The sequence below is a fragment of the Domibacillus sp. DTU_2020_1001157_1_SI_ALB_TIR_016 genome, from assembly GCF_032341995.1.
GTDB lineage: Bacteria > Bacillota > Bacilli > Bacillales > Domibacillaceae > Domibacillus > Domibacillus indicus_A.
The window spans coordinates 2484703-2508532 of the sequence record NZ_CP135439.1 but is presented as its reverse complement, the minus strand read 5'-3'; the positions used below and the strand labels follow the sequence as shown (position 1 = coordinate 2508532).

Here is a 23830-nt window from a genome sequence, read left to right as displayed (position 1 = left end):
TCACTCTCCAAGTGCGTTGGTTTATTCGTTCACATAATAGATTCACGCTCCATTAAATAATACGTCTCAGAGAATATTTTGCCAAATTCTGTGCAGCGATTTAACGATTGAAGCAGGAAATCTTCCATTTTTTCTTCTGCCAGGCTGTTCAGGTAATCTTCATGAAACTCTGTCATCATCGTATCGAGCAGCGCATACATCCGCCAAGAATAATGGGACACTTTTTCATTTTCTAATTTTTTGATGGCTTCCCAAATATGGTCTATACAGTAGCGGATCGAGCGTGGGAAAGAGACGTCTGTCACGAGAAACTTAATCACACAATCCGGATTGATAATAGGAGAAAAACGGTTAAAGTATGTGTCAGCTCCGTTTACAAACTGCAACGCGGAACGCCAGGCAACATCATCGGTCGTGGTTTCGCCAGCCTGTTTTGATTTTTGGTAAAAAACGTGCAAAATACGTGCTGTTTTCTCTGCCCGTTCAAGCCATCTGCCGATCTTCATAAAGTGATAAGGAAGATCACGTGCCATAGAAGCGTCTATCACCCCTGTTGCGGTAAACGATGTTTTTTTAATTTGATTTAAAAAGAAATGGATATCCGGAAGAGAGCAGTTTACTGTTTGCGTTATCTTCGGAAGAGCCAAATAAAATTCATTCCAGACCTCCCACAGCTCATTCGGGATATGATTGCGGGTAATGCGGGCATTTTCGCGAACGATTGACACGGTATTTACGGTCGAATTAATATTTTCTTTTGAAAATGTTAAGTAATCTACCATGTTATCTAATTGTATACTATTATACAAAAAAGAAAATTCCTCTTTTGACGAGCAAATATCAAGAACGGTTTCCCAGTCATCTTGTGCAGCCGTTTCCTGCTCGGATGATTCGAGCATTTTGATCAGCTGCATACTGAGGATATGCGCGTTTTGCTCTGTTCTTTCACCATTTCTAGACATCCAATATAATGAATCAGCGACTCTGCTTAGCATGCTGTGGTTCCTCCTTTAATACCCAAGTATCTTTTGCTCCTCCGCCTTGTGAAGAGTTCACAACGAGTGAGCCTTCTTTTAACGCAACACGTGACAGGCCGCCTGGAAAAACATTAATGTTTTCCCCTTTCATCACAAATACACGAAGGTCTACATGGCAAGGATAAAAGCGGCCATCCTGATAAACCGGTGCTCGTGACAGCTTGATGGTCGGCTGCGCAATATATTGATTGGGGTTTTCCATAATTTTCTCTTTGAAAACAGCGATTTCTTCTTCAGACGCGTGCGGGCCAATCAACATATCGTAGCCTCCGGAAGCTCCTACGTTTTTAACAACAAGCTGGTCAATATGCTTAAGCACCCATTCGCGCTGTTCAGGATTTCGCAGCATATAGGTTTCCACATTTGGGATAATCGGTTCTTCGTTTAAATAATATTTGATCATATCAGGTACATAAGCATAGATCGCTTTATCATCTGCAGCCCCGTTGCCGATGCCGTTTACGATCGAAACATTTCCTGCCCGGTACGCATCGAGCAGGCCGGGAATGCCTAAACGGGAATCTTTTCGAAATGCCTGTGGATCAAGAAAATCGTCATCAATACGCCGGTAAATAATATCAACCCGTTTTAGTCCCCTGATTGTTTTCATGTAGACGATTTTGTCCTTAACAATCAAATCCCGCCCTTCAACAAGAGAAATATTCATCCGCTGTGCTAAAAAAACGTGGTCATAGTAAGCGGAATTATACATGCCCGGTGTTAGCAAAACAGCTCGTGGATCGGCGGTTGTTCTTGCATTTTTAGGAAGATGGGACATTAAAGCAGCGTGCAGGTGGCCGATTTGTTCTTCCAGCATGTTAAGGGAATGCTTTGAAAAGAATTCCGGACAAACCTGGCGCATCACATACCGGTTTTGATATACATATGACATGCCGGAAGGGTTTCGCAAGTTGTCTTCAAGTACTCTATAAACACCTTTTTCATCTTTGATTAAATCAATGCCTGCCAAAAAAATATAGTTTCGAAGCGGGATGTCTACCCCGCCTGCCTGCTGGTAGTAAAAGTAAGGGTTTTGTTCAATGAGGTCACGCGGAATAATCCCATCATTCAAAATATTTTGACCATGGTAAATGTCATCTAAAAACAAATTTAATGCTTTGACACGCTGTACCATTCCTTTTTCGATTTGCTTCCACTTGTCAGATGGGATAATAATAGGAATAAAATCGAAAGGCAGCGTCCGTTCGGTCCCGCCTTCATTTCCATAGACGGTAAACGTTATGCCCTGACGTAAAAAATTTAAATTTGCTGTATCCTGTTTTTCTTTTAATTCTTCAGGATTCAATTGTAGAAGAGAGTTATAAAAACGTTGGTAATGTTCCCTCGGATTTCCGTTTTGGTCAATCATTTCGTCGAAATAAGGATCACTATTGTATGGTTTAAACATTTTCAGGACTCTCCTTAAAAGTATTTATTGTAAGAATACAACAAATGACGGTAAATACCTTTAATTTCGTCAAGAAATCTTACATATTTATGTAAGATTTCTTGACGAAATTAAAGTATAAAAAAATAATAAAATGCAAACAGAAGATTTGAAAGGAAAAATAGAATTTCTAACATGTGCAAGAAAAGTGAAAAGTAGTGGGAAAATTCTGTTTAATGAGCTGGGCTTTTATGATAAATTATTGGGAGAAAGTGAAAGGATGGAGAATATGACTCAACTAAAAAACGTAGATATTACAAAGGAAGCAAACATTTATTTCGACGGGAAGGTAACGAGCAGAACCATTTTCCTGCAGGATGGAACTAAAAAAACGCTCGGTATTATGATGCCCGGGGAATATACATTTTCAACGGAGTTAAAAGAAGAAATGGATATTTCAGCTGGAAAGCTCGAATACAAGCTTCAAGGCGGTGACTGGGAAACGATTGACGGAGCGGGTGTTTTCTTCGTGCCGGCCAATGAAACATTTGAATTAAAAGTACATACAATTGTGGATTATTGCTGCTCTTATCTGTCTGAGTAATCAAGTTGTTTTTCGTTTTTTGCGCTCCCTTTCGAGCGCTTTTTTTGTTTAAATTTTTGGAAAAAGGATATAAATAATGGGAATGTGAATTCAATTTGGCAGGGAGGAATACATGTGGAACACGAAGACAAGAAAAAAACGGGGACAGGTGAAACGGAAGAAACGTTAACAAACCGTCAGGGACATCCAGTTGTAGACAATCAAAACATTCGAACTGTTGGAAACCGTGGTCCGGCAACGCTCGAAAACTATCATTTTATTGAAAAAATTTCCCATTTTGACCGTGAACGTATTCCGGAACGGGTTGTGCATGCGCGTGGTGCCGGGGCACATGGCTATTTTGAAACGTATGGGAAAGTCGGCGACGAAGATGTTGCTAAATATACACGGGCAAAGGTATTTAAAGGAGCAGGCAAGCGGACACCGGTATTTGTTCGGTTTTCAACGGTTGCCGGAGCGAAGGAATCTCCAGAAACAGCCCGCGACCCGCGTGGATTTGCGGTTAAATTTTATACAGAAGATGGCAACTGGGATCTTGTCGGCAACAACCTGAAAATTTTCTTTATTCGTGATCCACTGAAATTCCCAGATATGATTCATGCGTTTAAGCCAGACCCGGTGACAAACATTCAAAATCCGGAGCGCATGTTTGATTTTGTTTCCAAGACACCGGAAGCGACTCATATGATTACCTTCTTATTTTCCCCTTGGGGCATTCCGGCAAACTATCGCCAAATGCAGGGCTCGGGTGTTAACACGTATAAGTGGGTAAACGAAGCGGGTGAAGCGGTGCTGGTGAAATATCATTGGGAGCCGTTAAAGCAGGGCATTCGGAACTTAACGCAAAAAGAAGCCAATGAAATTCAAGGAATGAACACAAGCCATGCCACACAGGATCTTTATGAAGCGATTGAAAAAGGTGACTACCCGGAATGGGAACTTTGCGTACAAATTATGAGTGATGATGAGCACCCAGAGCTTGATTTTGATCCGCTTGATGATACAAAGCTATGGCCTCAGGATCAATTCCCGTTCCTGCCGGTTGGGAAAATGGTCCTCAATAAAAATCCGGAAAATTATTTTGCAGAAGTTGAGCAGGCGGCTTTTGGGACAGGAGTGCTAGTAGATGGCCTGGATTTTTCTGATGATAAAATGCTCCAGGGGCGTACGTTCTCTTACTCAGATACCCAGCGTTACCGTGTTGGAGCAAACTACCTACAAATTCCGATCAATAAACCTAAAAAGCGGGTTGCGACCAATCAGCGCGATGGCCAGCATGCCCACTATGTAGACGATGGGCGGAATCCGCATGTGAATTACGAGCCGTCTATGCTGGATGGCTTAAAAGAAGCAGAAAAAGCCGGTGCAGACCATCAGCCTGCTTACAACGCTAAATTAATAAAGCAGCCGATTGACCGCAAAAACGATTACGGGCAGGCAGGTGATACATACCGGAGTTTTGAAGACTGGGAACGCGATGAGCTGATCAGCAATTTGGTTGATGCGCTCAGCGTATCACACCCGGATATTCAAAAAGCCATGATCGGACACTTTACAAAAGCAGACGAGGAGTATGGCCGCCGTGTAGCGGAAGGGCTTGAAAAAGCAAAACAGAAGATGGAACAAAGGGCTGGAGATACTGGTTCAGCGGCAGCGAAAAAAGCAGCGGATACTGCAAAACAAGAAGGTCACGAGGCGGATCCATACTAAAATAACCCCCTTCACCATGGTGAAGGGGGTTTTTGATTTTTATTCGAGCGAACGCAAAACGTCTGCTGCGAGTTCAAAGGAATGCAGCCTTGCTTCATGGTCATAGATTTGCGCGTTAATCATTAGTTCGTCCGCGCGGGTTTCTTCGATGAACGCGGCTAATTTTTTCTTAATGGTTTCCGGACCGCCGATGATGGAGGAACCGAGCTGCTGCTGCAGTGCTGCTTTTTCAAATTCAGTCCAAATGCCGTCCATGCTCTCCACTGGCGGCTGAAGAGGCACCGCTTTGTTGCGGATCAGGTTTAAAAATTGCTGCTGCATGGATGTAGCAAGCCACTCTGCTTCTTGGTCCGTATCAGCGGCAATAACGTTTATGCCAAGCATAGCATGCGGCTTTTCGAGAACGTCCGATGAGGTAAAATGGCGCCGATAAAGGGCGAGCGCCGGCAGCGTATGATCTGGAGAAAAGTGGCTTGCAAAAGAAAATGGCAGGCCTAAATCACCAGCGAGGCGAGCGCTGAACCCGCTTGAGCCAAGCAGCCAGATCGGAATGGACAAGCCTTCACCCGGAACGGCATGAACATGATTTGTACCATTAAAGTATCCGCGCAGCTCAGCCAGCTGCTCTGGAAAGTCGTGCCCGTCGCTCATATTTTGGCGGCGCAGTGCCCGCATCGTCACCTGGTCCGTTCCAGGAGCGCGGCCAAGCCCCAGATCGATGCGTCCAGGAAACAGGGACTCAAGGGTACCGAATTGTTCTGCGATGACAAGCGGCGCATGATTAGGCAGCATAATGCCTCCGGAGCCAACCCGGATTGTTTTTGTAGCGGCGGCAATATGGCCGATCACCACGGATGTGGCAGAGCTTGCAATGCCGGGCATATTATGATGCTCAGCAAGCCAGTACCGGTTATAACCCCATTTTTCTGCATGACGGGCGAGGTCAGCAGAACGCTGAAAAGATTCTGAAGCGGTGCTTCCCGCTGTAATAGGAGCAAGATCAAGAGCAGAATAAGAGATAGACATCTATAAACACTTCTTTCATATAAGGTAAGTAAAGGTACTCATTTCTCGTCTGTTTAGTGTAGCAGGAATATTTCGTGTGGCAAAATAAAACGGCTTGCATTTCAGGCGAAAAAGAAGTAAGATACGAATACAGCTGCATTGTACGTGTTTTTTTAATTAAGTTTTAACCTTTAAGCTGTAATAGGGAGTTTAACATTAAAGCGGGATTGACAAGCCTCTGCCGGTTCGGCAGGGAGGACAGACATGAACGTTTTTGCAAACACCCACTTTGAGGAGTGGTGGTTTAAAACTTTCTTATTTTTGATAATACGGCAAAAGCGGCACAAAAAAACCAGCCCCGTTTCGGAGCTGGTTTTTTTGTGCCTGAAAAACAATAAGGAGAAAAAATGTTTAAAACTTGCTATAGGGCTGAAATTGATTCATCAGCTCGTCCAGTTCCTGGCTGTACTGAACGGTCTCTGCATGGCTTAATCCTTTTGTTGTACCGGATGCAATCATGTCCCGGCGGACTTTTTTAATTTTTTTCATTAACTCATCACGATTTAACAACGTATTCATTTTGAAACCTCCGCGAGTACTTTCCATACTTTTTTTATAAGAGAACAGCATTTAGTATACGAAAAGATCGTATTATTTAAAACAGATTCGACAAAACGTATCAAAACGTTACAGATGGAGTGGATTGTTTGACAGAAAGGAGAAATTTTCGAAAAAGAAGCAGCATAGAAAGTGGGAAAAAGCCGGCTTCAAAAAAAACCGGCTGCAGGATTAAGAACGGAAAAACGCTTTATCCGTATTGTATTTCGCTTCGAACGTATTAATAATGTAGGTTTCATAAATATCCCGTTCCATTGGGTTATCGACCACAAGAACAACAATTTTATGGACGTCATCACGGTGGTTTTTAATGTCGGACACGTTGTCTTCAAAATGTTTGCGGATACGCATGCGAAGTTTACGGGCTTTTCCAACAAACAGAAGACGGTCCTGTGCATCATAAAAAAGAAAAACGCCTGGTTTATCACGTGGAATTTTATGATAATCGGTAAATCCGTATTCACGTGCGATCAGCGCTTCACTTGTGTCCTCCGGATTCCGTTTTCTTGTTAAAATGTAGTCAGCCTGAGGCAGTTCAATATTAATCAATGTGAATCACTTCCTATTCCTTTGCATAATGGTACAATGCTATCATAACAGAGAAGAGAGGGATATGTGTGTCTATTTTTGTTTGGGCAGTTATTATTTTACTGTTTATCGCAAGCTTTGCCGGCTTCATATTTCCAATTGTTCCATCGGTTCTCGTTTTGTGGGCAGGGTTTGGTCTTTATTATGTTGGCATTAGCCGCGAGGAATTATCCATTCTTTTTTGGATTGGCATGCTTGTTTTAACAGCGCTTATGTTTTTAGCTGATTTTCTGGCAAACAGCTACTTTGTAAAAAAATACGGCGGTTCCAAATGGGGCGAGTGGACAGCGGTGATTGCTCTTATTGCGGGTTCGTTTATCATCCCGCCCTTTGGGATTTTGATTGTGCCATTTGTAGCGGTTTTTGCGGTTGAACTCATTGTTTTAAAAAATATAAAACAGGCTTTTTTTGTTGCGTACGCCACGCTTATTGCTTTCTTAAGCGGAACGCTGGCCAAAGTGGTGATCCAGCTTATTATGATCGGCTGGTTTTTGGCAGAAGCAATCCTGTAGCCGTCCCATGTTTGGATGCTTCCTCTGTAAGGGTATAGAGCATACCATGAAGAAGCATACAGGAGGCTTGAGCAATGGCAGCTGAACGGATACGAGTTGGATATATGGAATTAACAGAAGAAGAATCAAACCGCTTGTTAAAAGAAGTGCAGCATGATGGACGGGCAGAAACGCTTGAAGACCTGCAGCGGTTGATGGATACGTACGATGCCCGGATGACAGAGGCGGAAGGTCATCTTCTTCAGGAAATGATCGAAGAAAAGGAAGAGAAACCTTCTGTAACAGAGGAAGAAATTGAATTTTTTCCAAAAACAGAAAGTGATAAGCGGTATCGGATTAAAGCATCGAAAAAAACAAATGCTTTTGACAAACCTGGAAATCAATAAAAGCAGGCAAAAGAAAAAAGCGGATTCCCAAGAGGGATCACGCTTTTTTTTGTTCGGCCTCTGCCGGTTTACGAAACGTATTGTTTTGCAGCGAATTCGTGTGCCGGGTTCCGTTTTCCATCTCGCTCCCGCAAAATGGGCACGTTGGTGAATCATCATCTGAAAAGTTCTTTCTCATCCAGCCTTTGCAGCCCTCCGACGGGCATTCCCATGTCTCGATATCAACGTTTGGCAATGGTTCCGTACGATTTTTGCTGTAATAAGACATTTTAAACGCCACCCCCGGGATTATTGGTCAATCTTGTCTATTATCTCACACTTTGCCTCGTTCTGATACATTTTGCTGTTTATTTTTGTTTTTAAGCAGGCCTTATCTCAAGTCGGGCGTGCGATGATCCGTTAAATATCCCTTTATTTTTGATATACTGGGATGTAAAGGAGAAGATAGCGATGAATGATCTTATTTTACAAATTATAGTCTGGGCAGTAGTCATTTTGGCCATGGTGAAGCTTTATCCAATATTACAAAAATTATGGAAAAAATGAGAAAAGGCTTTCAGAAAGAAGTTGAAATTTTCTGAAAGCCATGTTACTCTTTTTTTAAGATTTTTTTTGAAACATTGTTGCGTAATACCAAACAAAGGGGATGTTATACGTGGGGAATTATGTGAAAGCAGGGTCACTGCAAGTAGATGATCGATTTTATGAATTTGTAAACAGCCGTGTGCTTCCTCCGGCAGGGGTGGATCAGGAAGCATTCTGGGCGGGTTTCAGTCGGCTTGTGGCGGATGTTACACCGAAAAACAAGAAGCTTTTGGAGCGAAGAAATGACTTGCAGGCTCAAATCAACGATTGGCATCGAAAGCATTCTTTTGAGCCGGCAGCGTATAAAACCTTTTTGGAGGAAATCGGTTATCTTGAGCCTGAAGGGGAAGACTTCACGATCCAAACGGAAAACATAGATGATGAAATTGCGCTTCAAGCCGGTCCGCAGCTTGTTGTACCGGTAAATAACGCGCGCTATGCCGTTAACGCAGCTAACGCAAGATGGGGGAGCTTGTATGATGCGTTATATGGTACAGATGCCATTCCGGAAACGGACGGTGCGGAAAAGTCAGCCGGCTTTAATCCGATTCGCGGCAAGAAAGTCGTTGCTTTTGCACGCCGGTTCTTAGATACAGCAGCACCGCTTGAAGCAGGTTCACATACAGAATCAACCGGCTATCGTATAGAAAATGGCCGCCTGATCGTTTCTTTACAAAATGGCGAGACATTACTGAAGAACCCAGAGCAATTAAAAGGAACGAGTGAAGAAGGGATTTTGCTCGTGCACCACGGCCTGCATATTGAAATACAAGTGGATCCGGAGCACCCAATTGGCTCAAAAGATCCAGCGGGGGTTAAAGATATTTTACTGGAAGCAGCCATAACGACGATTATGGACTGTGAAGACTCTGTAGCGGCCGTCGATGCCGAAGACAAGCTCCTTGTGTACGAAAACTGGCTGGGCTTGATGCGGGGAGACTTATCCGCTTCTTTTACAAAAAACGGCAGGCAGATCCAACGTACACTGAATGCAGACCGGTCTTATATATCGCCGGATGGTGCGCCGTTTGAACTTCCCGGCCGCTCTCTTATGTTTGTTCGAAATGTTGGCCATTTAATGACCAGCAATGCCATACTGGACGAGCATGGTGATGAAATTTTTGAAGGCATTTTGGATGGTGTGATCACAAGCGCCATTGCCAAGCCGTCAGCACTCGGGCAGCCGAACCGGAAGAATTCACGCAAGCGCTCCATTTATATTGTGAAGCCAAAAATGCATGGATCTGAGGAAGTGGCTTTTGCAGACGATTTATTTAACCGGATTGAGGATTTATTAAATATGCCGCGATACACACTTAAAATCGGAGTGATGGATGAAGAGCGCCGAACGTCTCTTAATTTAAAAAAATGTATCGCAGCTGTTCGAAACCGGATTGTCTTTATTAACACGGGCTTTTTAGACCGGACTGGCGATGAGATGCACACGTCAATGGAAGTGGGTCCGATGATTCAAAAAAGGGAAATGAAAAAAACAGCCTGGCTGGAGGGCTATGAAAAATCGAACGTAGCGAGCGGATTGGCAGCGGGCTTTGGACACCGGGCGCAAATCGGTAAGGGAATGTGGGCAATGCCGGACTTGATGGCTGATATGATGGAGCAGAAAATCAGCCATGTGCAGGCTGGCGCCAATACAGCCTGGGTTCCGTCCCCGACAGCAGCTGTTTTGCACGCCATTCATTACCATGAAGTGAACGTATTTGACCGCCAGAAAGAAATCGCCGATCAAGCTTCCGCTTTTCGGGATATGATGCTGCAAATTCCAATCGCGTCCAAAGCAAATTGGCGTCCAGAAGATATTCAGCAAGAGCTCGATAACAATGCCCAGGGAATCTTAGGGTATGTTGTCCGGTGGGTTGAACAGGGGATTGGCTGTTCCAAAGTGCCGGATATTTATAATACCGGATTGATGGAAGACCGGGCGACTCTCCGAATTTCAAGCCAGCACATGGCCAACTGGCTGCATCATGGAATTTGCACAAAGAAGCAGGTTATGGACACGCTGGAGCGAATGGCAAAAGTAGTTGATGAGCAAAATGCGGGGGATCTCGGCTACCGGCCAATGGGGCCGAATTATCATGATTCGGTTGCCTTTGCGGCTGCTTGTGAGTTGATCTTTAAAGGATATAAGCAGCCGAATGGCTACACAGAACCGATCCTGCACGAAAAACGGCTCCAGGCAAAAGAAAAATATCGTATTACATCATAAAGGAAAGCGGGCCCCGGCCGGCTTTTCCTGCATAGTGAGGAAGGGATTCGGTTGGAAAGAGAAAACGTCGTTAAATCGGTCGCGCGTGCGCTTGATATTATTGCACTTGTCAGTGCATCCCCGAGGGGGCTTGGTGTAACAGAAATTGCGAATGGAATGGATATTAATAAAAGCTCGGTGTTTCGGACACTAGCGACACTTGAGCAATACGGCTATATTGAACAGCATAAGGAAACAGGCCGCTATCGAATCGGCTACGCTTTTTTAGAGGTAAGCTCAAGGCTGCTGGAATCACTCGATGTCCGATCAGAAGCACAGGATGTTCTGCGCCAGTTGGAGGCGGAAACAAATGAAGTGGTTCACCTTGTCGTGTATGACCGTGGAGAAGTGGTGTATATTGAAAAGCTGGACGGACACGAAGCGCTGCGTATGCATTCAAAAGTCGGCAGGCGTGCGCCTGTTCACTGCACGTCTGTCGGAAAAGCGATTTTAGCCCATCTGCCCCAATCAGAAGTAAACGATATATTGGAACGAAGAGGGCTGCCGGTCCATACAGACCAGACCATTACAACGAAAGAAGCGTATCTGGCAGAGCTCGCGCGTGTAAGAGAAGCAGGATATGCGCTCGATCTTGAAGAAAACGAGCCTGGAATCTGCTGTATTGCAGCACCGGTATTTGATCATCATGGAGCCATTGCAGCGGCTGTATCAATTTCTGGCCCCACTCTCCGTATGACGGATGAGCGCTTAAAAGCGTTAAGAGAGCGCATGATAAAAGCGGGAAGCGACATTTCAGAGCGCCTTGGATGGAAAAGGAAATAATTTCTTGACTTTTTATTTGATGAGTGTTATGATTAACATCTGATTGAGATCGTAACTTAGAACGTTCATATAACATTCTGGCATTCTGCTAGTGTTGACTTTACTTATTCACACTGGAGCAGCTTCGGAGCTGCAAGGACTTAAGAGCAGGAAGGGCTTAGGTCGTTTAGGGACATCAAAAACGATAATGTGGAATTAATATACCGCGGCGGTTTAACGAAGGATAAAGAAAAAGATTTATCCTTGGAACGTTGTGAGTTACCCAATAAATATAAAAAAACCGGCCTGATCCGTTCAGGCCGGTTTTTCTATTCTCTTCCGGCATACGCTGTAGAAAAGGAGGAGATGGCGATGTATGATCGTGAAGCCGCAGTCCGTTATGCGGAAAAGTGGTGGAACAAACGCAATCCCGCTTTTCCCGCGTTTGCTGTAGACTGTACCAATTATGTTTCACAATGCCTGCTGGCCGGAGGCGCCCCTATGAGAGGCGGCTACGCCGACCGCAAAAATGGCTGGTGGGTTGGAGGCGGTACGTGGAGTTTCAGCTGGAGTGTGACCCATTCGCTCAGGTGGTATTTAGAAGGATCGAAGAAGGGGTTAAAGGCTGTGCGGAAAGCATCGGCAGCAGATCTGATTCCTGGAGACGTCATCATTTATGATTTTAACGGTGATGGCCGTATGGATCATGCTGCTTTTGTCGTAAGCCGCCAAAACGGTGTACCGCTTGTTAATGCGCACACGGCTGACAGTTATCACCGCCATTGGAGCTATACGACGTCACCGGCACACACGGACGGCATTCGTTACTACTTTTTCCATATTGATGAAAACATATCCTTGTAACAGCTTTGTAAAAGAGTTACGCTTGTATGTCGCTGTCTGTTTCTGCTTGCAAGTGAAAATAGCACAGCGCTGGCTGGATAGGGACTGAGCACTGTGGGCAAAGCAGGAAACTATCATTATGAAATGAGGCTATCATTTTCCATCTCAAAATCTATTGCCGTTTTTTCGTGTTTCGGGCTATAGTAATCACGCAGCCCGGGCAACACATAAAAAAACGCAGGAGGATTTTGACCTTGAAAATAAATGTACGCATTGCCGCAATCGCTGGTCTTGTGTCAATTGGACTTTTCACAGCAGGACAGGTGGAAGCAGCTTCCCTGACTTGTGATACGACAAAGACTGTTCAGGTGAAAACCTACCAAAAATATTATCAAGTAAAATGGCAGGCACAGCCAGCAGCTGCTGCTCCATCTAAAGAAGTAACACAGCCAACAGCACCTGCTGCTGAAGCAAAGCCTCAGCAGACAGCGCCTTCGCAAGAAGCACCAAAGCAGGAGCAGGCGGCACAGCCGGCAGCTTCTCAATCAGTAAATGCTTTTGAACAGGAAGTAGCGAAGCTTGTAAACCAGGAGCGCGCTAAAGCGGGATTAAAGGCTTTAACGTTAGACACTGAGCTTAGCAAAGTCGCTCGTGCGAAATCACAGGATATGAAAGATAAAGGCTACTTTTCTCACCAGTCACCAACATACGGATCACCATTTGATATGATGAAACAATTTGGTATTACGTATAAAACAGCAGGCGAAAACATTGCCAAAGGCCAAAAAACGCCAGCAGAAGTAATGGAAGCTTGGATGAACAGTGACGGCCACCGGAAAAACATTTTAAACCCTGAATTCACTCATATCGGTGTTGGCTATGTAGATGGCCACTGGACACAAATGTTTATCGGAAAATAAAAACGCGCGGAAAATGGAGATCATTTTCCGCTTTTTTGCGCGTTCATTGTATGCTGAATAGTGGACGATGAGAACTTTAGATGTTATTCGAAAGAATGCTTATGGTTTCGGCAGCGGATGAAAATAAGAAAAATTCCGGAGAAGCGGAAAATTCCGAAATTCCGGAAAAATCGGCGCGTTTTTTTCCGGAATCACGGAATGAAGGGGAGAAAACAACGGAAAAAGGACTCTTTTATGGTTGGCACAGCTCTTGCAAATATAAAAATGAAAACGGTTACTTAAGGGGGAGCGAAAATGGATTTACTTGTGATACTTCTGGCGCTTGGCCTGCTCATGTTTACCGCATACCGCGGCTTTTCTGTTATTTTATTTGCGCCGATTTGTGCATTGCTGGCTGTTCTCTTAACAGAGCCAGCCCATGTTTTGCCGTTTTTCTCAAATATTTTTATGGAGAAAATGGTCGGTTTTATTAAATTATATTTCCCTGTTTTTTTACTCGGTGCTATTTTTGGAAAAGTGGTGGAAATGTCAGGTATTGCAGAATCGATTGCCAAAACAATCGTTAAGTTCGTAGGTGCCAGGCAGGCTGTTTTAGCCATTGTATTAATGTGCGCTATTTTAACGTACAGCGGTGTCAGCTTATTTGTAGTTGTTTTTGCAGTTTATCCGTTCGCAAAAAAAATGTTTATGGAGGCGGACATTCCGAAGCGGCTCATTCCAGGAACGATTGCACTTGGCGCTTTTACCTTTACGATGGATGCACTGCCGGGAACTCCGCAAATTCAAAATGTCATTCCGACAACCTTTTTTAAAACAGATATTTACGCAGCGCCAGTTCTAGGAATCATCGGAGCAGTATTTGTGCTTGCCGCAGGCCTGTTGTATTTGGAGATGCGCCGGAAGAAAGCCTCCAAAGCCGGTGAAGGCTACTACGGGTTAAACAATGACATTTTGGAAGAAGAAGAGGAAACAAAAGCTGTAGAAAAAGAAACATCAGCCCTTCGCAAAGCACTCGCTTTTGTACCACTTATTTTAGTAGCCGCAATGAATAAATTTTTTACTGAAACATTGCCTGTATGGTACCCGAACGGATTTGATTTTGCAGCCATCGGCTTAGATTCTTTTGGGAAAGTGGAGCTGTCATCTGTTCTGGCGATCTGGTCTGTAGAAATGGCTTTGCTGACGGGAATTGTTGCGGCTCTTTTATACAACTGGAAGCAGGTTAAGACCAATTTTCAAGCTGGTGTAAACACGGCTATTGGCGGTGCACTGCTTGCCGCAATGAACACAGGGGCAGAATATGGATTCGGCGGTATCATTTCTTCGCTGCCGGGCTTTTCGGTTGTCAGCAAGGGGATTTCAGATACGTTTACAAATCCGCTTGTAAACGGAGCTGTTACCACAACCACTTTAGCCGGGATTACAGGATCAGCCTCCGGCGGTATGGGAATTGCACTTAGTGCTATGTCAGACAAATACATGGAAGCGATTACAAAATATCATATTGATCCTGAAGTGATGCACCGTGTGATTTCAATGGCCTCCGGCGGCATGGATACACTGCCGCACAACGGAGCAGTTATTACACTTTTAGCCGTAACGGGTCTTACCCATCGGCAGTCGTACAGAGACATCTTTGCGATCACCATTATTAAAACAATCGCTGTCTTTTTGATTATTTTCATTTACAGTACAACAGGACTTGTTTAAGGGGGAAGAAAAGATGTTAAAAAACAAAACGGCATTAATTACAGGCGCCGGAAGCGGTATCGGACTCGAGCTGGCAGGTGTTTTTGCAGCAGAAGGAGCAAACGTCATCGTTGCGGATATCAATGAGGAAGCAGCTGTGCAGGCTGCAGAAGCATTTCAAGAGCAGGGATTCCATGCGTCCGCGGTTTTATGTGATGTAACGAATGAAGAACAGGTTAAAAGCAGCATTGAATTTGCGGCTAATCGGTACGGTACGCTCGACATTTTAATTAACAATGCCGGAATGCAGCATGTGGCGCCCATTGAACATTTTTCGACAGAGCGGTTTAACCAGCTTTTAAGCATTATGCTGACAGCTCCCTTTACAGCCATCAAACACGCACTGCCGCTTATGAAAAAACAAGGAAACGGACGTATTATTAATATGTCCTCTATCAACGGGCTGGTTGGCTTTGCCGGCAAAGCCGGATACAACAGTGCGAAGCACGGAGTGATTGGATTAACGAAAGTAGCCGCTTTAGAAGCCGCCCCGCACGGAATTACAGTGAATGCACTTTGTCCTGGATATGTTGATACTCCGCTTGTGCGCGGCCAATTTGAAGATTTAGCAAAAACGCGCAATGTACCGCTTGAGCGGGTGCTTGAGGAAGTAATTTACCCGCTTGTGCCGCAAAAGCGGCTGCTGGAGGTTCGGGAAATAGCTGATTATGCTGTTTTTCTTTGCAGTGACCGGGCGAAAGGCGTAACCGGCCAGGCGATTGTTTTAGACGGCGGTTATACAGCGCAATAAGTGAAAGCTGCCTTTACGGCGGCTTTTTTTTGATAAAATAAAAGAAAAAGGAGGGCATAACCATGAAGAAGCTCCCTTATGAATGGCTGGAGGAAATTATTAATCTGGCGGCGGAATGGGTTGTGGCAGTTGACCGGGATGCAAAGGTTATTTTTATGAACACGGCTTACTGCGAGTATCTTGGAACGACTCAGCAGGAAGCATTCGGAAAAGACGTAAGAGATGTGATTGAAAACACGCGCATGCATATTGTTCTTCAAACAGCCCGGGCGGAAATTGCATCGATACATACTATTAAAGGCAGTGAAATGATTGCAAACCGGTATCCTTTCTATGTAAACGGCGAGCTTGTTGGAGCAGTCGGGGCTGTTATGTTTCGCAACGCAGAAGAGTGGATGGCGTATTCCAACAAAGTACAGCCGCTAATGGAAGAGCTTGACTATTATAAGAAACGGTTTGCGAACGAATTAAAAAGTAAGTACAGTTTTGAGGACTTAATTGGAACAACGGAGTCCTTTATGGAAGCAAAGCAGCTGGCTGCGCGTGCGTCCACAAGCCAGTCAGTCGTACTTTTAACCGGAAAATCCGGCACCGGCAAAGAACTATTTGCCCATGCAATCCACGGGGCAAGCACAAGAAGTGTGTTTCCTTTTGTTCGTGTCAATTCAGCCTCAATCCCGGAGCAGCTGCTTGAATCGGAACTGTTTGGATATGAGGAAGGGGCTTTTACCGGGGCGAAAAAAGGCGGGAAAAAAGGGAAGTTTGAGCTGGCGCACCGCGGAACCATTTTTCTTGATGAAATTGGCGATATGCCACTGGCTATGCAAAGCAAGCTGCTTCGCGTTCTTCAGGAAAAAGAAATCGAGCGGGTTGGCGGACAAGGCACAGCTCCTGTTGATGTACGGGTGATTGCTGCCACACACCGCAACCTTGAGGAAATGGTCAAACAGGGAAAGTTTCGGGAGGATTTATACTATCGGCTGAACGTAATGAAAATTGATATTCCTTCTTTAATGGAACGAAAACAGGATATTCCGGCTATTGCGGCTGTCTTGCTTCGAAAGCTTGAGAAGAATTTTGACCGGCCTGTGATCACTTTATCAAAAGAAGCGGAAAACCGTTTTCTGCTTCATAGCTGGCCTGGAAATGTACGGGAGTTAGAAAATGTGCTGGAAAGAGCAGTGAACGTGATGGATGGATCTGTGATTCGGCTTGATCATTTGCCGCTTTACTTACAGGAAGAACCCTCTCAAGAAGCGGAAGGCCGTTCCATAAAAACGCCAGTGGCTGTTATGCCGCTAAAATATACTCTTCAAAAAGCAGAAAAAGAAGCAATCCAGCATGCCCTTTGCCAGGCGGCTAATAAAACCGAAGCGGCTCGCCTGCTCGGCATCGGAAAAACGAAGCTTTATGACAAGTGCCGGGAGTATGGATTATGATAGAATAGAAGCGGTCATACATAGAGGAGGAAACGGTATGGAATCGATCAAGCAATTTATTTTTGCAAGAAACGCAGCGCTTGGCACCATTGCTAAAGCACCAGAAAATAAGTGGGATGAAGTCCCTGCAGGATTTTCAAACAATATCCGCTGGAATGCCGGACATATTTTCGTAGCGGCGGAGGGGCTGCTTCATTTAGCAGATGAAGCTTATGAGACTGTGTATCCTGACTGGCATGCCCTGTTTGCTACAGGAACACGTCCGGCTGACTGGCCGGCAGAGGTTCCGTCAGCAGAAGAAATCACAAATGCCCTGCAGGAACAATTGAATCGTGTAGAGCGCCATTTTTCTGCCAAGCTCGGTGAAAAAGCAGCCAAGCCCGTTACAATCGGCCCGCTTGAAATGACAACGGTAGAAGCTCTTTTACAGTTTGTCACGTTTCATGAAGGCATGCATACCGGGGTTATAAACAGCTTAACAAAAATTGTATAAAAAAACGCCCTTGCCGGATGCGGCAAAGGGCGTTTTTTTGTAAGCAGCTTAACCAGCAGACTTTTGCTTAGACAGCTGGCTGGCAGGCGTTACCCGTTTCATGAAGAAAGCCAGGACAAGGGCAACAGCGGCAATAAAGACAGAAATGGTAAAAGAGAAATTAATGCCGTGCAGCATCGCTTCATTTGCAATATTGGCCATCGCTGCTGGATCGCCGGCAGCAGACTCGGCAAGCTGTTCAGCTTCCGACTCGGTCCGGTTTTGCATTAGTGTAACGAGCAGGGCAGACCCGACAGCGCCGGATACTTGCTGCAGGGTGTTGTTCATGGCCGTTCCGTGCGGATTCATAGCCGGCGGAAGCTGGTTCAGCCCGTTTGTCATAACCGGCATCATAACCATAGACATCCCAAACATGCGAAGTGTATATACAAACATAATATAGCCGTACGAGGTATCCAGCGTTAAATTACTGAACATAAAGGTCGTTAAAATTGTAATAGATAAGCCGATAACAGCTAAAACCCGTGCACCGAATTTATCAAACAGTATTCCGGTAACCGGAGACATGATCCCCATAACGATCGCACCCGGCAGCATTAACAGCCCGGAATCAAGCGGAGAAATGCCGCGGATTGTCTGTACATAAATCGGCATAAGAAGCATAGCAGAAAACATAGCCATTGCAATCACAACCGAAATAGCTGAAGACAGGGCAAACATCGGATACTTATAAATCCGGAACTCAAGCAGCGGTTCATCCAGCTTCATTTGGCGTAAAACAAACCACACTAAGCCGATGACACCGGCCGCAATCGGGCCATAAACGTAAATAGAATCCCAGCCTTTTTCACCGGCAGAGCTGAATCCGTACAGAATGCCGCCGAAGCCGATGCTCGACAGCGCGAGAGACAAAAGATCCAGCGAAATGGGGCGCTGCGGCGTAATATTTTTTAATTTAAAGATGGCAAAAAGAAGCGTAAGAGCGGCAATCGGAATGACGACGTCAAACAGGGTGCGCCATGTGTAATGCTCAATGAGCCAGCCGGAAAGGGTAGGCCCGATCGCTGGTGCCGTAATCATCACAAGCCCGAAAATCCCCATGGCCGCACCGCGGCGTTCCACCGGAAAGCTTGCGAGCATAACATTCATTAAAAGCGGCATCATAATCGCAGAACCGGATGCCTGGATCATTCGAGCGGCGAGCAGCACGCCGAACGTTGGCGAAAGTGTTGCGAGAACAGATCCCGCCGTAAACAACGCCATTGCCGTAAGAAATAAACTCCGGTTTGTAAACCTCTGAATGAAAAAAGCACTTGCTGGAATTAAAACGCCGTTTACCAGCATATATCCAGTCGACAGCCACTGAACAGCAGAAGCCGATACATCAAATTCTTTCATAATAGACGGAAGCGCTACGTTGAGAAGCGTTTCGTTTAAAAGGGAAACAAAAGCGCCGACAAACAAAATGGCAATCATCGCGTAAGGCGGTTTTCCCGGTACTCCGTGTGTATTCAATTTATATCCTCCTTATACATACTCACTGTTCAATTTTTATACTGTTGTTCTAACAGGTATTTATCTTATACCGATCGTTCAAAAAAATCAACAAATAAATTAAATTTATATATGAAAGCTTGAAATAACAAGGTTATTGCGCTAATCTCTGAATAGACCGACAGTTCAAAAAAGGAAGTGCATTCATTGAACGAACGAAAAAGAAATGTAATGGAAGCAGCGCATGCTTTATTTGTAGAAAAAGGGTATGCGGCTACATCGATTCAAGATATTCTCGATCAAAGCGGCATTTCGAAAGGAACGTTTTATAATTACTTTCCATCTAAAAACGAGCTGCTGATGAGTATCTTTGAAAAAATTAATCTCGAAACGGACCAGCGCCGGGCGCATGTCATTGCCGGACGGCCTGTTCACGATAAAGAAGCATTCATTCAGCAAGTGAAAGTCAAGATGGAAGTCAGCAAGGAAAACAATTTGTTTGCTCTCTTTCAAGGTGTATTTGTATCGGAAGATGAAGAATTAAAAAAGTTTATTAAGCAGCACCATATAAGCGAGCTGCGCTGGATGCAAAGAAGGGTTATAGAAGTGTATGGAATGCGGGTTTATCCTTATTCAATTGACTTGGCTGTGATGATGCATGGCATGATCCATCATACGGTTCACTTCGTGATGGCAATCGAGGCAGGTGTTGATGTAGATCAAGTCATTAGGTATGCGATGCGCCGGGTAGATGCGGCTATAGAGGAAATTATCCACACAAACGATGCACTGCTTGATCCGCATGTGCTCGAAAAATGGCAGCCCGAAGAAGAACGGGCAAGGGAGCGGAAAAAAAGCCATGTGCTGCAGGAAATCGGTGCGATGCAGAGGGAGGCGGATGAACGTTCCCAAGAGCTGCTGGTATTTTTACAGGATGAAATGAGGGAAGAAGCACCTCGCCGTCTTGTGATGGAAACAGTGGCCGGCACCATTCCAAACAATGAAACCCTTATGCTGCGTATACAGGAACTTTTTTCATAAGCGCCAGGCGGTCCAGACAGGGCCGTCTTTTTTTTGGACAAAGACCAGCGGGGCTATGATAATAAAGAGAGCGAGAGGAGCGAAAGGGATGGATAAACAGCGTATTTTAATTGTAGAAGACGAAGAGCGGATTGCCCGGGTGCTTGAGTTAGAGCTTGAGCATGAAGGATATAAAACGAAAAAAGTGCTGGACGGGCTGGATGCTCTTGCTTTGTTTCGAACAGAGACATTTGATCTTGTCCTGCTTGATGTGATGCTGCCGGGAATGGATGGAATGGGCGTTCTGCGGCGAATCCGCCGGGGAAGCGATGTACCTGTTATTATGCTGACAGCCAAGGATGAAGTGGCCGACAAAGTAACCGGGCTTGATCTTGGGGCCAGTGATTATGTCACAAAGCCATTTGATATGGATGAGCTTTTAGCCAGAATCCGGGCGGCACTTCGTAAAACGGTTTTGAACAGCTCGCTGTCTGCAGCGGATTTAATCGTAAAAGAAGAATCTCGTGAAGTTACACGAGCGGGCCAGCCTATCGATCTTACACCGCGTGAGTATGATCTGCTCGTTTACCTGTTGAAAAACAAGCGTCACGTATTGTCCAGAGAGCAGCTGCTTGATGGCGTCTGGGGATATGATTATTACGGTGACACAAACGTGGTGGATGTATATATCCGCTATGTGCGAAACAAAGTCGATAAACCGTTTGACCTGCCCCTTATTCACACGGTACGCGGCGTTGGATACGTGTTGAAAGAATCATGAAGCTGAAAAATAAAATTCACCTCGGCACGAGCGTCCTGCTTGTTGTGATTGTTATTTTGATGAATACGGCCGTTTATTTTGCCGCTTCTTTTATGCTGAGGGAAGCAGATGTTGAAAGAGCGGCAGCGGATGCAGCACAAATAGCCGGAGGCGTATCGAGTCCAGCCGAGTCTATAACGAGCAGTGATTTGCTCCGGGCTTATGCGCCGGCGAATGGAATGGTTCGTGTGATATTGCCGGATGGAACGGTTGATGGGGTGGCAGTTTCGCCAGATGCCGCTGGGCTCAGAGAGCGGGCTGCTGCTTTTACAAAAGGAGAGAATCGGGAGATCATAAGAGATGATAAGGGTTCTTCCTATGCCCGGGTCGCACTTCCGGTTATTTGGCGCGGCGGCGAAGTGGCTTCGCTTGAATTATGGGAGGATCTGCAGGCAACAGAGCGAATTTTAACGATTTTGCGCGGCGTGCTTTTTGCTGCTTTGCTCATAGCGGTTATTCCTGCTGTGATATCAGCCCGCGTACTGGGCGCTATTATCTCTAACCCGGTTGAACAGATGACGGAAACGATGCGTCGGATCCGTAAAAGCGGTACACATGAACGGATTGAAACAAACGGCAGCCGGCATGATGAACTGCAGGATATGGCACTTACCTTCAACGATATGATGAATTTGCTTGAAGAAAATTACCGAAAGCAGGAAGCATTTGTACAAAACGCTTCGCATGAATTAAAAACACCCCTTACCGTTGTAGAATCATACGCCCGTTTGTTGAAACGCCGCGGAAAGGACCACCCGGATTTGTTCGATGAATCGGTGGAAGCCATTTACGAAGAAGCGCTCCGCATGAAAGAACTGACCCAGCAGCTGCTTGCACTCGCACGGCGCGATGAAACATGGAATGTGAAAATGGAAACGATTGATATGGCTGTTTTTGTACGGGAAACAGCCGATTCCTTTCAGCGGGCATATAAGCGGCGTGTTAACGTTCGAGTAAAGGAAACATGCAGGGTGAAGACGGACCGGGCTAAACTGCGGCAGCTGTTATTTATTTTTTTGGATAATGCACGCAAATATTCTGAGAAGGAAATCTGTATAGAAGTCGAGAAACAGGAAATTCGTGTGATAGATCAGGGAATGGGCATACCAGCATCGGACCTGCTAAAAGTATTTGACCGATTTTACCGGGTGGACAAAGCAAGAACACGTAAAACAGGCGGGTTTGGCCTCGGTTTGTCTCTCGCAAAAGAGCTGGCGGATGCCCTTGGGATCATTCTCCGGATTGAAAGTGAAGAAGGAAGAGGAACAATCGTGATTCTTACTTTTAGCGAATGCTCGTCTGCTGAACGAAAAGACGAACGGGGGAAAGAGGAATGAAAAAAGCCATAACGGCTGCCATCGCAATCGCAGCCGCCGCTGCCGCGTTTTTTATACCAGTCCCTGCAGCAGCCGGATGTCACGATGAACAAAGCAGGAGAAAAGCTGGCTGAGCAGTACGGCGGCACGGTGAAGAAGGCGGAGCAGGCAGATGGAGAATTTCGCTATACAATAGAAGTACCCGATGAAGGCCAATACAGCATGACGGTTGACAGTGAGACGGGCGAATTAGTGGCTATGACACGCCTGGAAACAGTAGAAAATGAAACGAACGTCCAAGAAGAAAAAACTGAAAAAGGTGCTCGACAGCTGACAACGGAAGAAGCAGGAGAGATTGCGCTTAAAAAAGTACCGGGAACAGTGGATGATATCGAACAAGGCGACGGAGAAGAAGCCGGTTCTTACCTCGTTGATATAGACGCTCAAAATGGCGAAGAAGTGACGGTGCGAATCAATGCGATTTCAGGAGAAGTGCTGTCGATTTCCTGGGATGACTAACGATTCTCATCAAACTCTCATTTTTCCCTCCCTTTTTTCTCATTTTGCATGGCTATGATAAAAGCAGAAAAGAAAAAAGAGGAGGAAGTAAAAATGAAGAAAACAACCATTGCAGGCAGCTTCTTAACGTTAGGTCTTTTAGGCGGAGGGGTTCTCTGGGGCGTACAGAATGACAAAATCCAGGCGGAAGTGCCCGGCTTTGACGCGAATCTGACGATGGAAGAAGCAAAAGCAATTGCTGAAAAAGAAACGCAGTCTGTAGTTGAGAGCATTGAATTGGAGAAAAATCTGTCTGGCCCTGTTTATGAAATCGATACGCAGGAGTATGATATAAAAATTGATGGAGACTCCGGCAAGGTGTTAAAAAAACAACGGGATACGGATGATGACAGCGGCGATGATTATGATGATCGTGAGAATACAAGTGTAACGGTAACAGAAGCAGAAGCGAAAGCAGCCGCCCAAAAACAAGTAAAAGGCACAATTGAAAAAATAGAGCTGGATGACGGACACTATGAATTAGAAATCAGGGACGGCAAAACAGAAACAGATGTATGGGTAAATGGAACAACAGGTGAAGTCGTAATCGAGGAAGAAGATCTGGATAATTAATCCGGGTCTTTTTCATTTTTCCCTTGCTAAAAGAAGCTCTTCCCTGCTAATGTTAAAGACAACAAAACTAAATAAAGCAATCATTAAAAGTGCCCGGAGTTGCTACGTCCGGGATAATAGGGAAACCGGTGAAAGTCCGGTGCAGCCCCCGCTACTGTATGCGTGATGAACCTGCCTGAAACCCACTGGATTCTATCCGGGAAGGGAGGCAGAAGTAAAGTGATGCAAGCCAGGAGACCTGCTTTTAATGCTGAAACATCATTCTTCGGTGGGAAGAACGGGATGAATACGCATGGCTTTTTTTGGACAAGTCATTTCTTTAATGCGATTTTCTGCCCCTGCTTCTGCCGTAGAAGCGGGGGCTTTTTGCGTGCTTTAAAAAAGGAGCGGATAA

24 protein-coding genes, 1 other RNA gene and 1 riboswitch are annotated in these 23830 nt (G+C 45.2%); of the genes, 18 read left to right on the top strand and 7 right to left on the bottom strand.

Annotated elements, in window-relative coordinates; genetic code table 11:
- Positions 1 to 29: 29 nt before the first annotated feature.
- Both RRU94_RS20810 and RRU94_RS20805 read right to left on the bottom strand, forming a co-directional pair.
- Complete coding sequence (locus tag RRU94_RS20810) at positions 30 to 995, bottom strand: alpha-E domain-containing protein (protein ID WP_315692782.1); 966 nt, start codon at positions 993 to 995, stop codon at positions 30 to 32.
- Positions 976 to 2445, bottom strand: a complete 1470-nt coding sequence (locus RRU94_RS20805; RefSeq protein WP_315692781.1) for a circularly permuted type 2 ATP-grasp protein — start codon at positions 2443 to 2445, stop codon at positions 976 to 978. The genes RRU94_RS20810 and RRU94_RS20805 overlap by 20 nt, the downstream gene beginning before the upstream one ends.
- Positions 2446 to 2713: 268 nt before the next feature.
- On the opposite strand from RRU94_RS20805, the gene RRU94_RS20800 reads away from it, so the two are divergent.
- Together RRU94_RS20800 and RRU94_RS20795 are read left to right on the top strand one after the other, a co-directional pair.
- Positions 2714 to 3028 carry a pyrimidine/purine nucleoside phosphorylase gene (locus RRU94_RS20800; protein WP_315692780.1) on the top strand — a complete coding sequence of 105 codons (315 nt, stop codon included), beginning with the start codon at positions 2714 to 2716 and terminating at the stop codon, positions 3026 to 3028.
- 114 nt (positions 3029 to 3142) lie between these two features.
- Positions 3143 to 4738, top strand: coding sequence for a catalase (locus RRU94_RS20795; protein ID WP_410492992.1), 1596 nt, complete (start codon positions 3143 to 3145; stop codon positions 4736 to 4738).
- A 39-nt stretch (positions 4739 to 4777) separates the two neighbouring features.
- Here the strand turns inward: RRU94_RS20795 and RRU94_RS20790 are convergent, their stop codons facing one another.
- Positions 4778 to 5764 (bottom strand): LLM class flavin-dependent oxidoreductase, encoded by a 987-nt coding sequence (locus RRU94_RS20790; protein WP_315692779.1) that lies wholly within the window; start codon positions 5762 to 5764, stop codon positions 4778 to 4780.
- Between the two features lie 127 nt (positions 5765 to 5891).
- Between RRU94_RS20790 and ssrS the strand changes: the two genes are divergently transcribed.
- A non-coding RNA gene (gene ssrS, locus RRU94_RS20785) (6S RNA) lies at positions 5892 to 6092 on the top strand.
- A gap of 62 nt (positions 6093 to 6154) precedes the next feature.
- Here the strand turns inward: ssrS and RRU94_RS20780 are convergent.
- Entirely contained in the window at positions 6155 to 6322 is a 168-nt protein-coding gene (locus tag RRU94_RS20780; RefSeq protein WP_315692778.1) for an aspartyl-phosphate phosphatase Spo0E family protein, read from the bottom strand.
- 210 nt (positions 6323 to 6532) lie between these two features.
- Positions 6533 to 6910: a nucleotide excision repair endonuclease gene (locus RRU94_RS20775; RefSeq protein WP_315692777.1), complete on the bottom strand. Its 378-nt coding sequence runs from the start codon at positions 6908 to 6910 to the stop codon at positions 6533 to 6535.
- Positions 6911 to 6978: 68 nt separating this feature from the next.
- On the opposite strand from RRU94_RS20775, the gene RRU94_RS20770 reads away from it, so the two are divergent.
- Positions 6979 to 7461, top strand: a complete 483-nt coding sequence (locus tag RRU94_RS20770; RefSeq protein ID WP_315692775.1) for a DUF456 domain-containing protein — start codon at positions 6979 to 6981, stop codon at positions 7459 to 7461.
- Positions 7462 to 7535: 74 nt separating this feature from the next.
- Positions 7536 to 7847 (top strand): hypothetical protein, encoded by a 312-nt coding sequence (locus RRU94_RS20765; RefSeq protein WP_315692774.1) that lies wholly within the window; start codon positions 7536 to 7538, stop codon positions 7845 to 7847.
- Positions 7848 to 7884: 37 nt separating this feature from the next.
- Here RRU94_RS20765 and RRU94_RS20760 read toward each other — a convergent pair whose 3' ends face one another.
- On the bottom strand, positions 7885 to 8115 hold the full coding sequence (locus RRU94_RS20760; protein ID WP_242232256.1) for a cold-shock protein: 231 nt from the start codon (positions 8113 to 8115) through the stop codon (positions 7885 to 7887).
- 387 nt (positions 8116 to 8502) lie between these two features.
- On the opposite strand from RRU94_RS20760, the gene RRU94_RS20755 reads away from it, so the two are divergent.
- The 8 genes from RRU94_RS20755 (at position 8503) to RRU94_RS20720 (ending at position 17655) form a co-directional block, all read left to right on the top strand.
- Positions 8503 to 10659 (top strand): malate synthase G, encoded by a 2157-nt coding sequence (locus tag RRU94_RS20755; RefSeq protein WP_315692773.1) that lies wholly within the window; start codon positions 8503 to 8505, stop codon positions 10657 to 10659.
- Between the two features lie 51 nt (positions 10660 to 10710).
- A complete protein-coding gene (locus RRU94_RS20750; RefSeq protein ID WP_315692772.1) occupies positions 10711 to 11481 on the top strand; it encodes an IclR family transcriptional regulator in 771 nt (256 codons plus the stop codon).
- 351 nt (positions 11482 to 11832) lie between these two features.
- Positions 11833 to 12324, top strand: a complete 492-nt coding sequence (locus tag RRU94_RS20745) for an amidase domain-containing protein (RefSeq protein ID WP_315692771.1) — start codon at positions 11833 to 11835, stop codon at positions 12322 to 12324.
- Positions 12325 to 12557: 233 nt separating this feature from the next.
- Positions 12558 to 13223 carry a CAP domain-containing protein gene (locus RRU94_RS20740; protein ID WP_315692770.1) on the top strand — a complete coding sequence of 222 codons (666 nt, stop codon included), beginning with the start codon at positions 12558 to 12560 and terminating at the stop codon, positions 13221 to 13223.
- A gap of 294 nt (positions 13224 to 13517) precedes the next feature.
- Complete coding sequence (locus RRU94_RS20735) at positions 13518 to 14933, top strand: GntP family permease (RefSeq protein WP_315692769.1); 1416 nt, start codon at positions 13518 to 13520, stop codon at positions 14931 to 14933.
- 13 nt (positions 14934 to 14946) lie between these two features.
- Positions 14947 to 15723 (top strand): 3-hydroxybutyrate dehydrogenase, encoded by a 777-nt coding sequence (locus RRU94_RS20730; protein ID WP_315692768.1) that lies wholly within the window; start codon positions 14947 to 14949, stop codon positions 15721 to 15723.
- A 62-nt stretch (positions 15724 to 15785) separates the two neighbouring features.
- Positions 15786 to 17162: a sigma-54 interaction domain-containing protein gene (locus RRU94_RS20725; protein WP_315692767.1), complete on the top strand. Its 1377-nt coding sequence runs from the start codon at positions 15786 to 15788 to the stop codon at positions 17160 to 17162.
- A gap of 37 nt (positions 17163 to 17199) precedes the next feature.
- The gene (locus RRU94_RS20720; protein ID WP_315692765.1) at positions 17200 to 17655 is read left to right on the top strand and encodes a DinB family protein; all 456 of its coding nucleotides are present in this window, start codon (positions 17200 to 17202) and stop codon (positions 17653 to 17655) included.
- A gap of 48 nt (positions 17656 to 17703) precedes the next feature.
- Here the strand turns inward: RRU94_RS20720 and RRU94_RS20715 are convergent, their stop codons facing one another.
- On the bottom strand, positions 17704 to 19131 hold the full coding sequence (locus tag RRU94_RS20715; protein WP_315696079.1) for a DHA2 family efflux MFS transporter permease subunit: 1428 nt from the start codon (positions 19129 to 19131) through the stop codon (positions 17704 to 17706).
- A gap of 225 nt (positions 19132 to 19356) precedes the next feature.
- Here RRU94_RS20715 and RRU94_RS20710 point away from each other — a divergent pair, with 225 nt between their 5' ends.
- The 5 genes from RRU94_RS20710 (at position 19357) to RRU94_RS20690 (ending at position 23436) form a co-directional block, all read left to right on the top strand.
- The gene (locus RRU94_RS20710) at positions 19357 to 20190 is read left to right on the top strand and encodes a TetR/AcrR family transcriptional regulator (RefSeq protein ID WP_315692763.1); all 834 of its coding nucleotides are present in this window, start codon (positions 19357 to 19359) and stop codon (positions 20188 to 20190) included.
- Positions 20191 to 20278: 88 nt separating this feature from the next.
- Positions 20279 to 20950, top strand: a complete 672-nt coding sequence (locus tag RRU94_RS20705) for a response regulator transcription factor (RefSeq protein WP_315692762.1) — start codon at positions 20279 to 20281, stop codon at positions 20948 to 20950.
- Positions 20947 to 22326, top strand: a complete 1380-nt coding sequence (locus tag RRU94_RS20700; protein WP_315692761.1) for a sensor histidine kinase — start codon at positions 20947 to 20949, stop codon at positions 22324 to 22326. The genes RRU94_RS20705 and RRU94_RS20700 overlap by 4 nt, the downstream gene beginning before the upstream one ends.
- A gap of 84 nt (positions 22327 to 22410) precedes the next feature.
- On the top strand, positions 22411 to 22824 hold the full coding sequence (locus tag RRU94_RS20695) for a PepSY domain-containing protein (RefSeq protein ID WP_315692760.1): 414 nt from the start codon (positions 22411 to 22413) through the stop codon (positions 22822 to 22824).
- 93 nt (positions 22825 to 22917) lie between these two features.
- Entirely contained in the window at positions 22918 to 23436 is a 519-nt protein-coding gene (locus RRU94_RS20690; protein ID WP_315692759.1) for a PepSY domain-containing protein, read from the top strand.
- Positions 23437 to 23506: 70 nt separating this feature from the next.
- A riboswitch (cobalamin riboswitch) is annotated at positions 23507 to 23697 on the top strand.
- Positions 23698 to 23830 lie beyond the last annotated feature (133 nt).

Coding starts and splice junctions, on each gene's coding strand:
- RRU94_RS20765 (WP_315692774.1), top strand. CDS start 7,536: ATGGCAGCTGAACGGATACGAGTTGGATATATGGAATTAACAGAAGAA.
- RRU94_RS20730 (WP_315692768.1), top strand. CDS start 14,947: ATGTTAAAAAACAAAACGGCATTAATTACAGGCGCCGGAAGCGGTATC.
- RRU94_RS20790 (WP_315692779.1), bottom strand. CDS start 5,764: ATGTCTATCTCTTATTCTGCTCTTGATCTTGCTCCTATTACAGCGGGA.
- RRU94_RS20715 (WP_315696079.1), bottom strand. CDS start 19,131: ATGATTGCCATTTTGTTTGTCGGCGCTTTTGTTTCCCTTTTAAACGAA.
- RRU94_RS20690 (WP_315692759.1), top strand. CDS start 22,918: ATGAAGAAAACAACCATTGCAGGCAGCTTCTTAACGTTAGGTCTTTTA.
- RRU94_RS20705 (WP_315692762.1), top strand. CDS start 20,279: ATGGATAAACAGCGTATTTTAATTGTAGAAGACGAAGAGCGGATTGCC.
- RRU94_RS20700 (WP_315692761.1), top strand. CDS start 20,947: ATGAAGCTGAAAAATAAAATTCACCTCGGCACGAGCGTCCTGCTTGTT.
- RRU94_RS20800 (WP_315692780.1), top strand. CDS start 2,714: ATGACTCAACTAAAAAACGTAGATATTACAAAGGAAGCAAACATTTAT.
- RRU94_RS20745 (WP_315692771.1), top strand. CDS start 11,833: ATGTATGATCGTGAAGCCGCAGTCCGTTATGCGGAAAAGTGGTGGAAC.
- RRU94_RS20735 (WP_315692769.1), top strand. CDS start 13,518: ATGGATTTACTTGTGATACTTCTGGCGCTTGGCCTGCTCATGTTTACC.
- RRU94_RS20695 (WP_315692760.1), top strand. CDS start 22,411: ATGAACAAAGCAGGAGAAAAGCTGGCTGAGCAGTACGGCGGCACGGTG.
- RRU94_RS20780 (WP_315692778.1), bottom strand. CDS start 6,322: ATGAATACGTTGTTAAATCGTGATGAGTTAATGAAAAAAATTAAAAAA.
- RRU94_RS20810 (WP_315692782.1), bottom strand. CDS start 995: ATGCTAAGCAGAGTCGCTGATTCATTATATTGGATGTCTAGAAATGGT.
- RRU94_RS20760 (WP_242232256.1), bottom strand. CDS start 8,115: ATGTCTTATTACAGCAAAAATCGTACGGAACCATTGCCAAACGTTGAT.
- RRU94_RS20725 (WP_315692767.1), top strand. CDS start 15,786: ATGAAGAAGCTCCCTTATGAATGGCTGGAGGAAATTATTAATCTGGCG.
- RRU94_RS20720 (WP_315692765.1), top strand. CDS start 17,200: ATGGAATCGATCAAGCAATTTATTTTTGCAAGAAACGCAGCGCTTGGC.
- RRU94_RS20805 (WP_315692781.1), bottom strand. CDS start 2,445: ATGTTTAAACCATACAATAGTGATCCTTATTTCGACGAAATGATTGAC.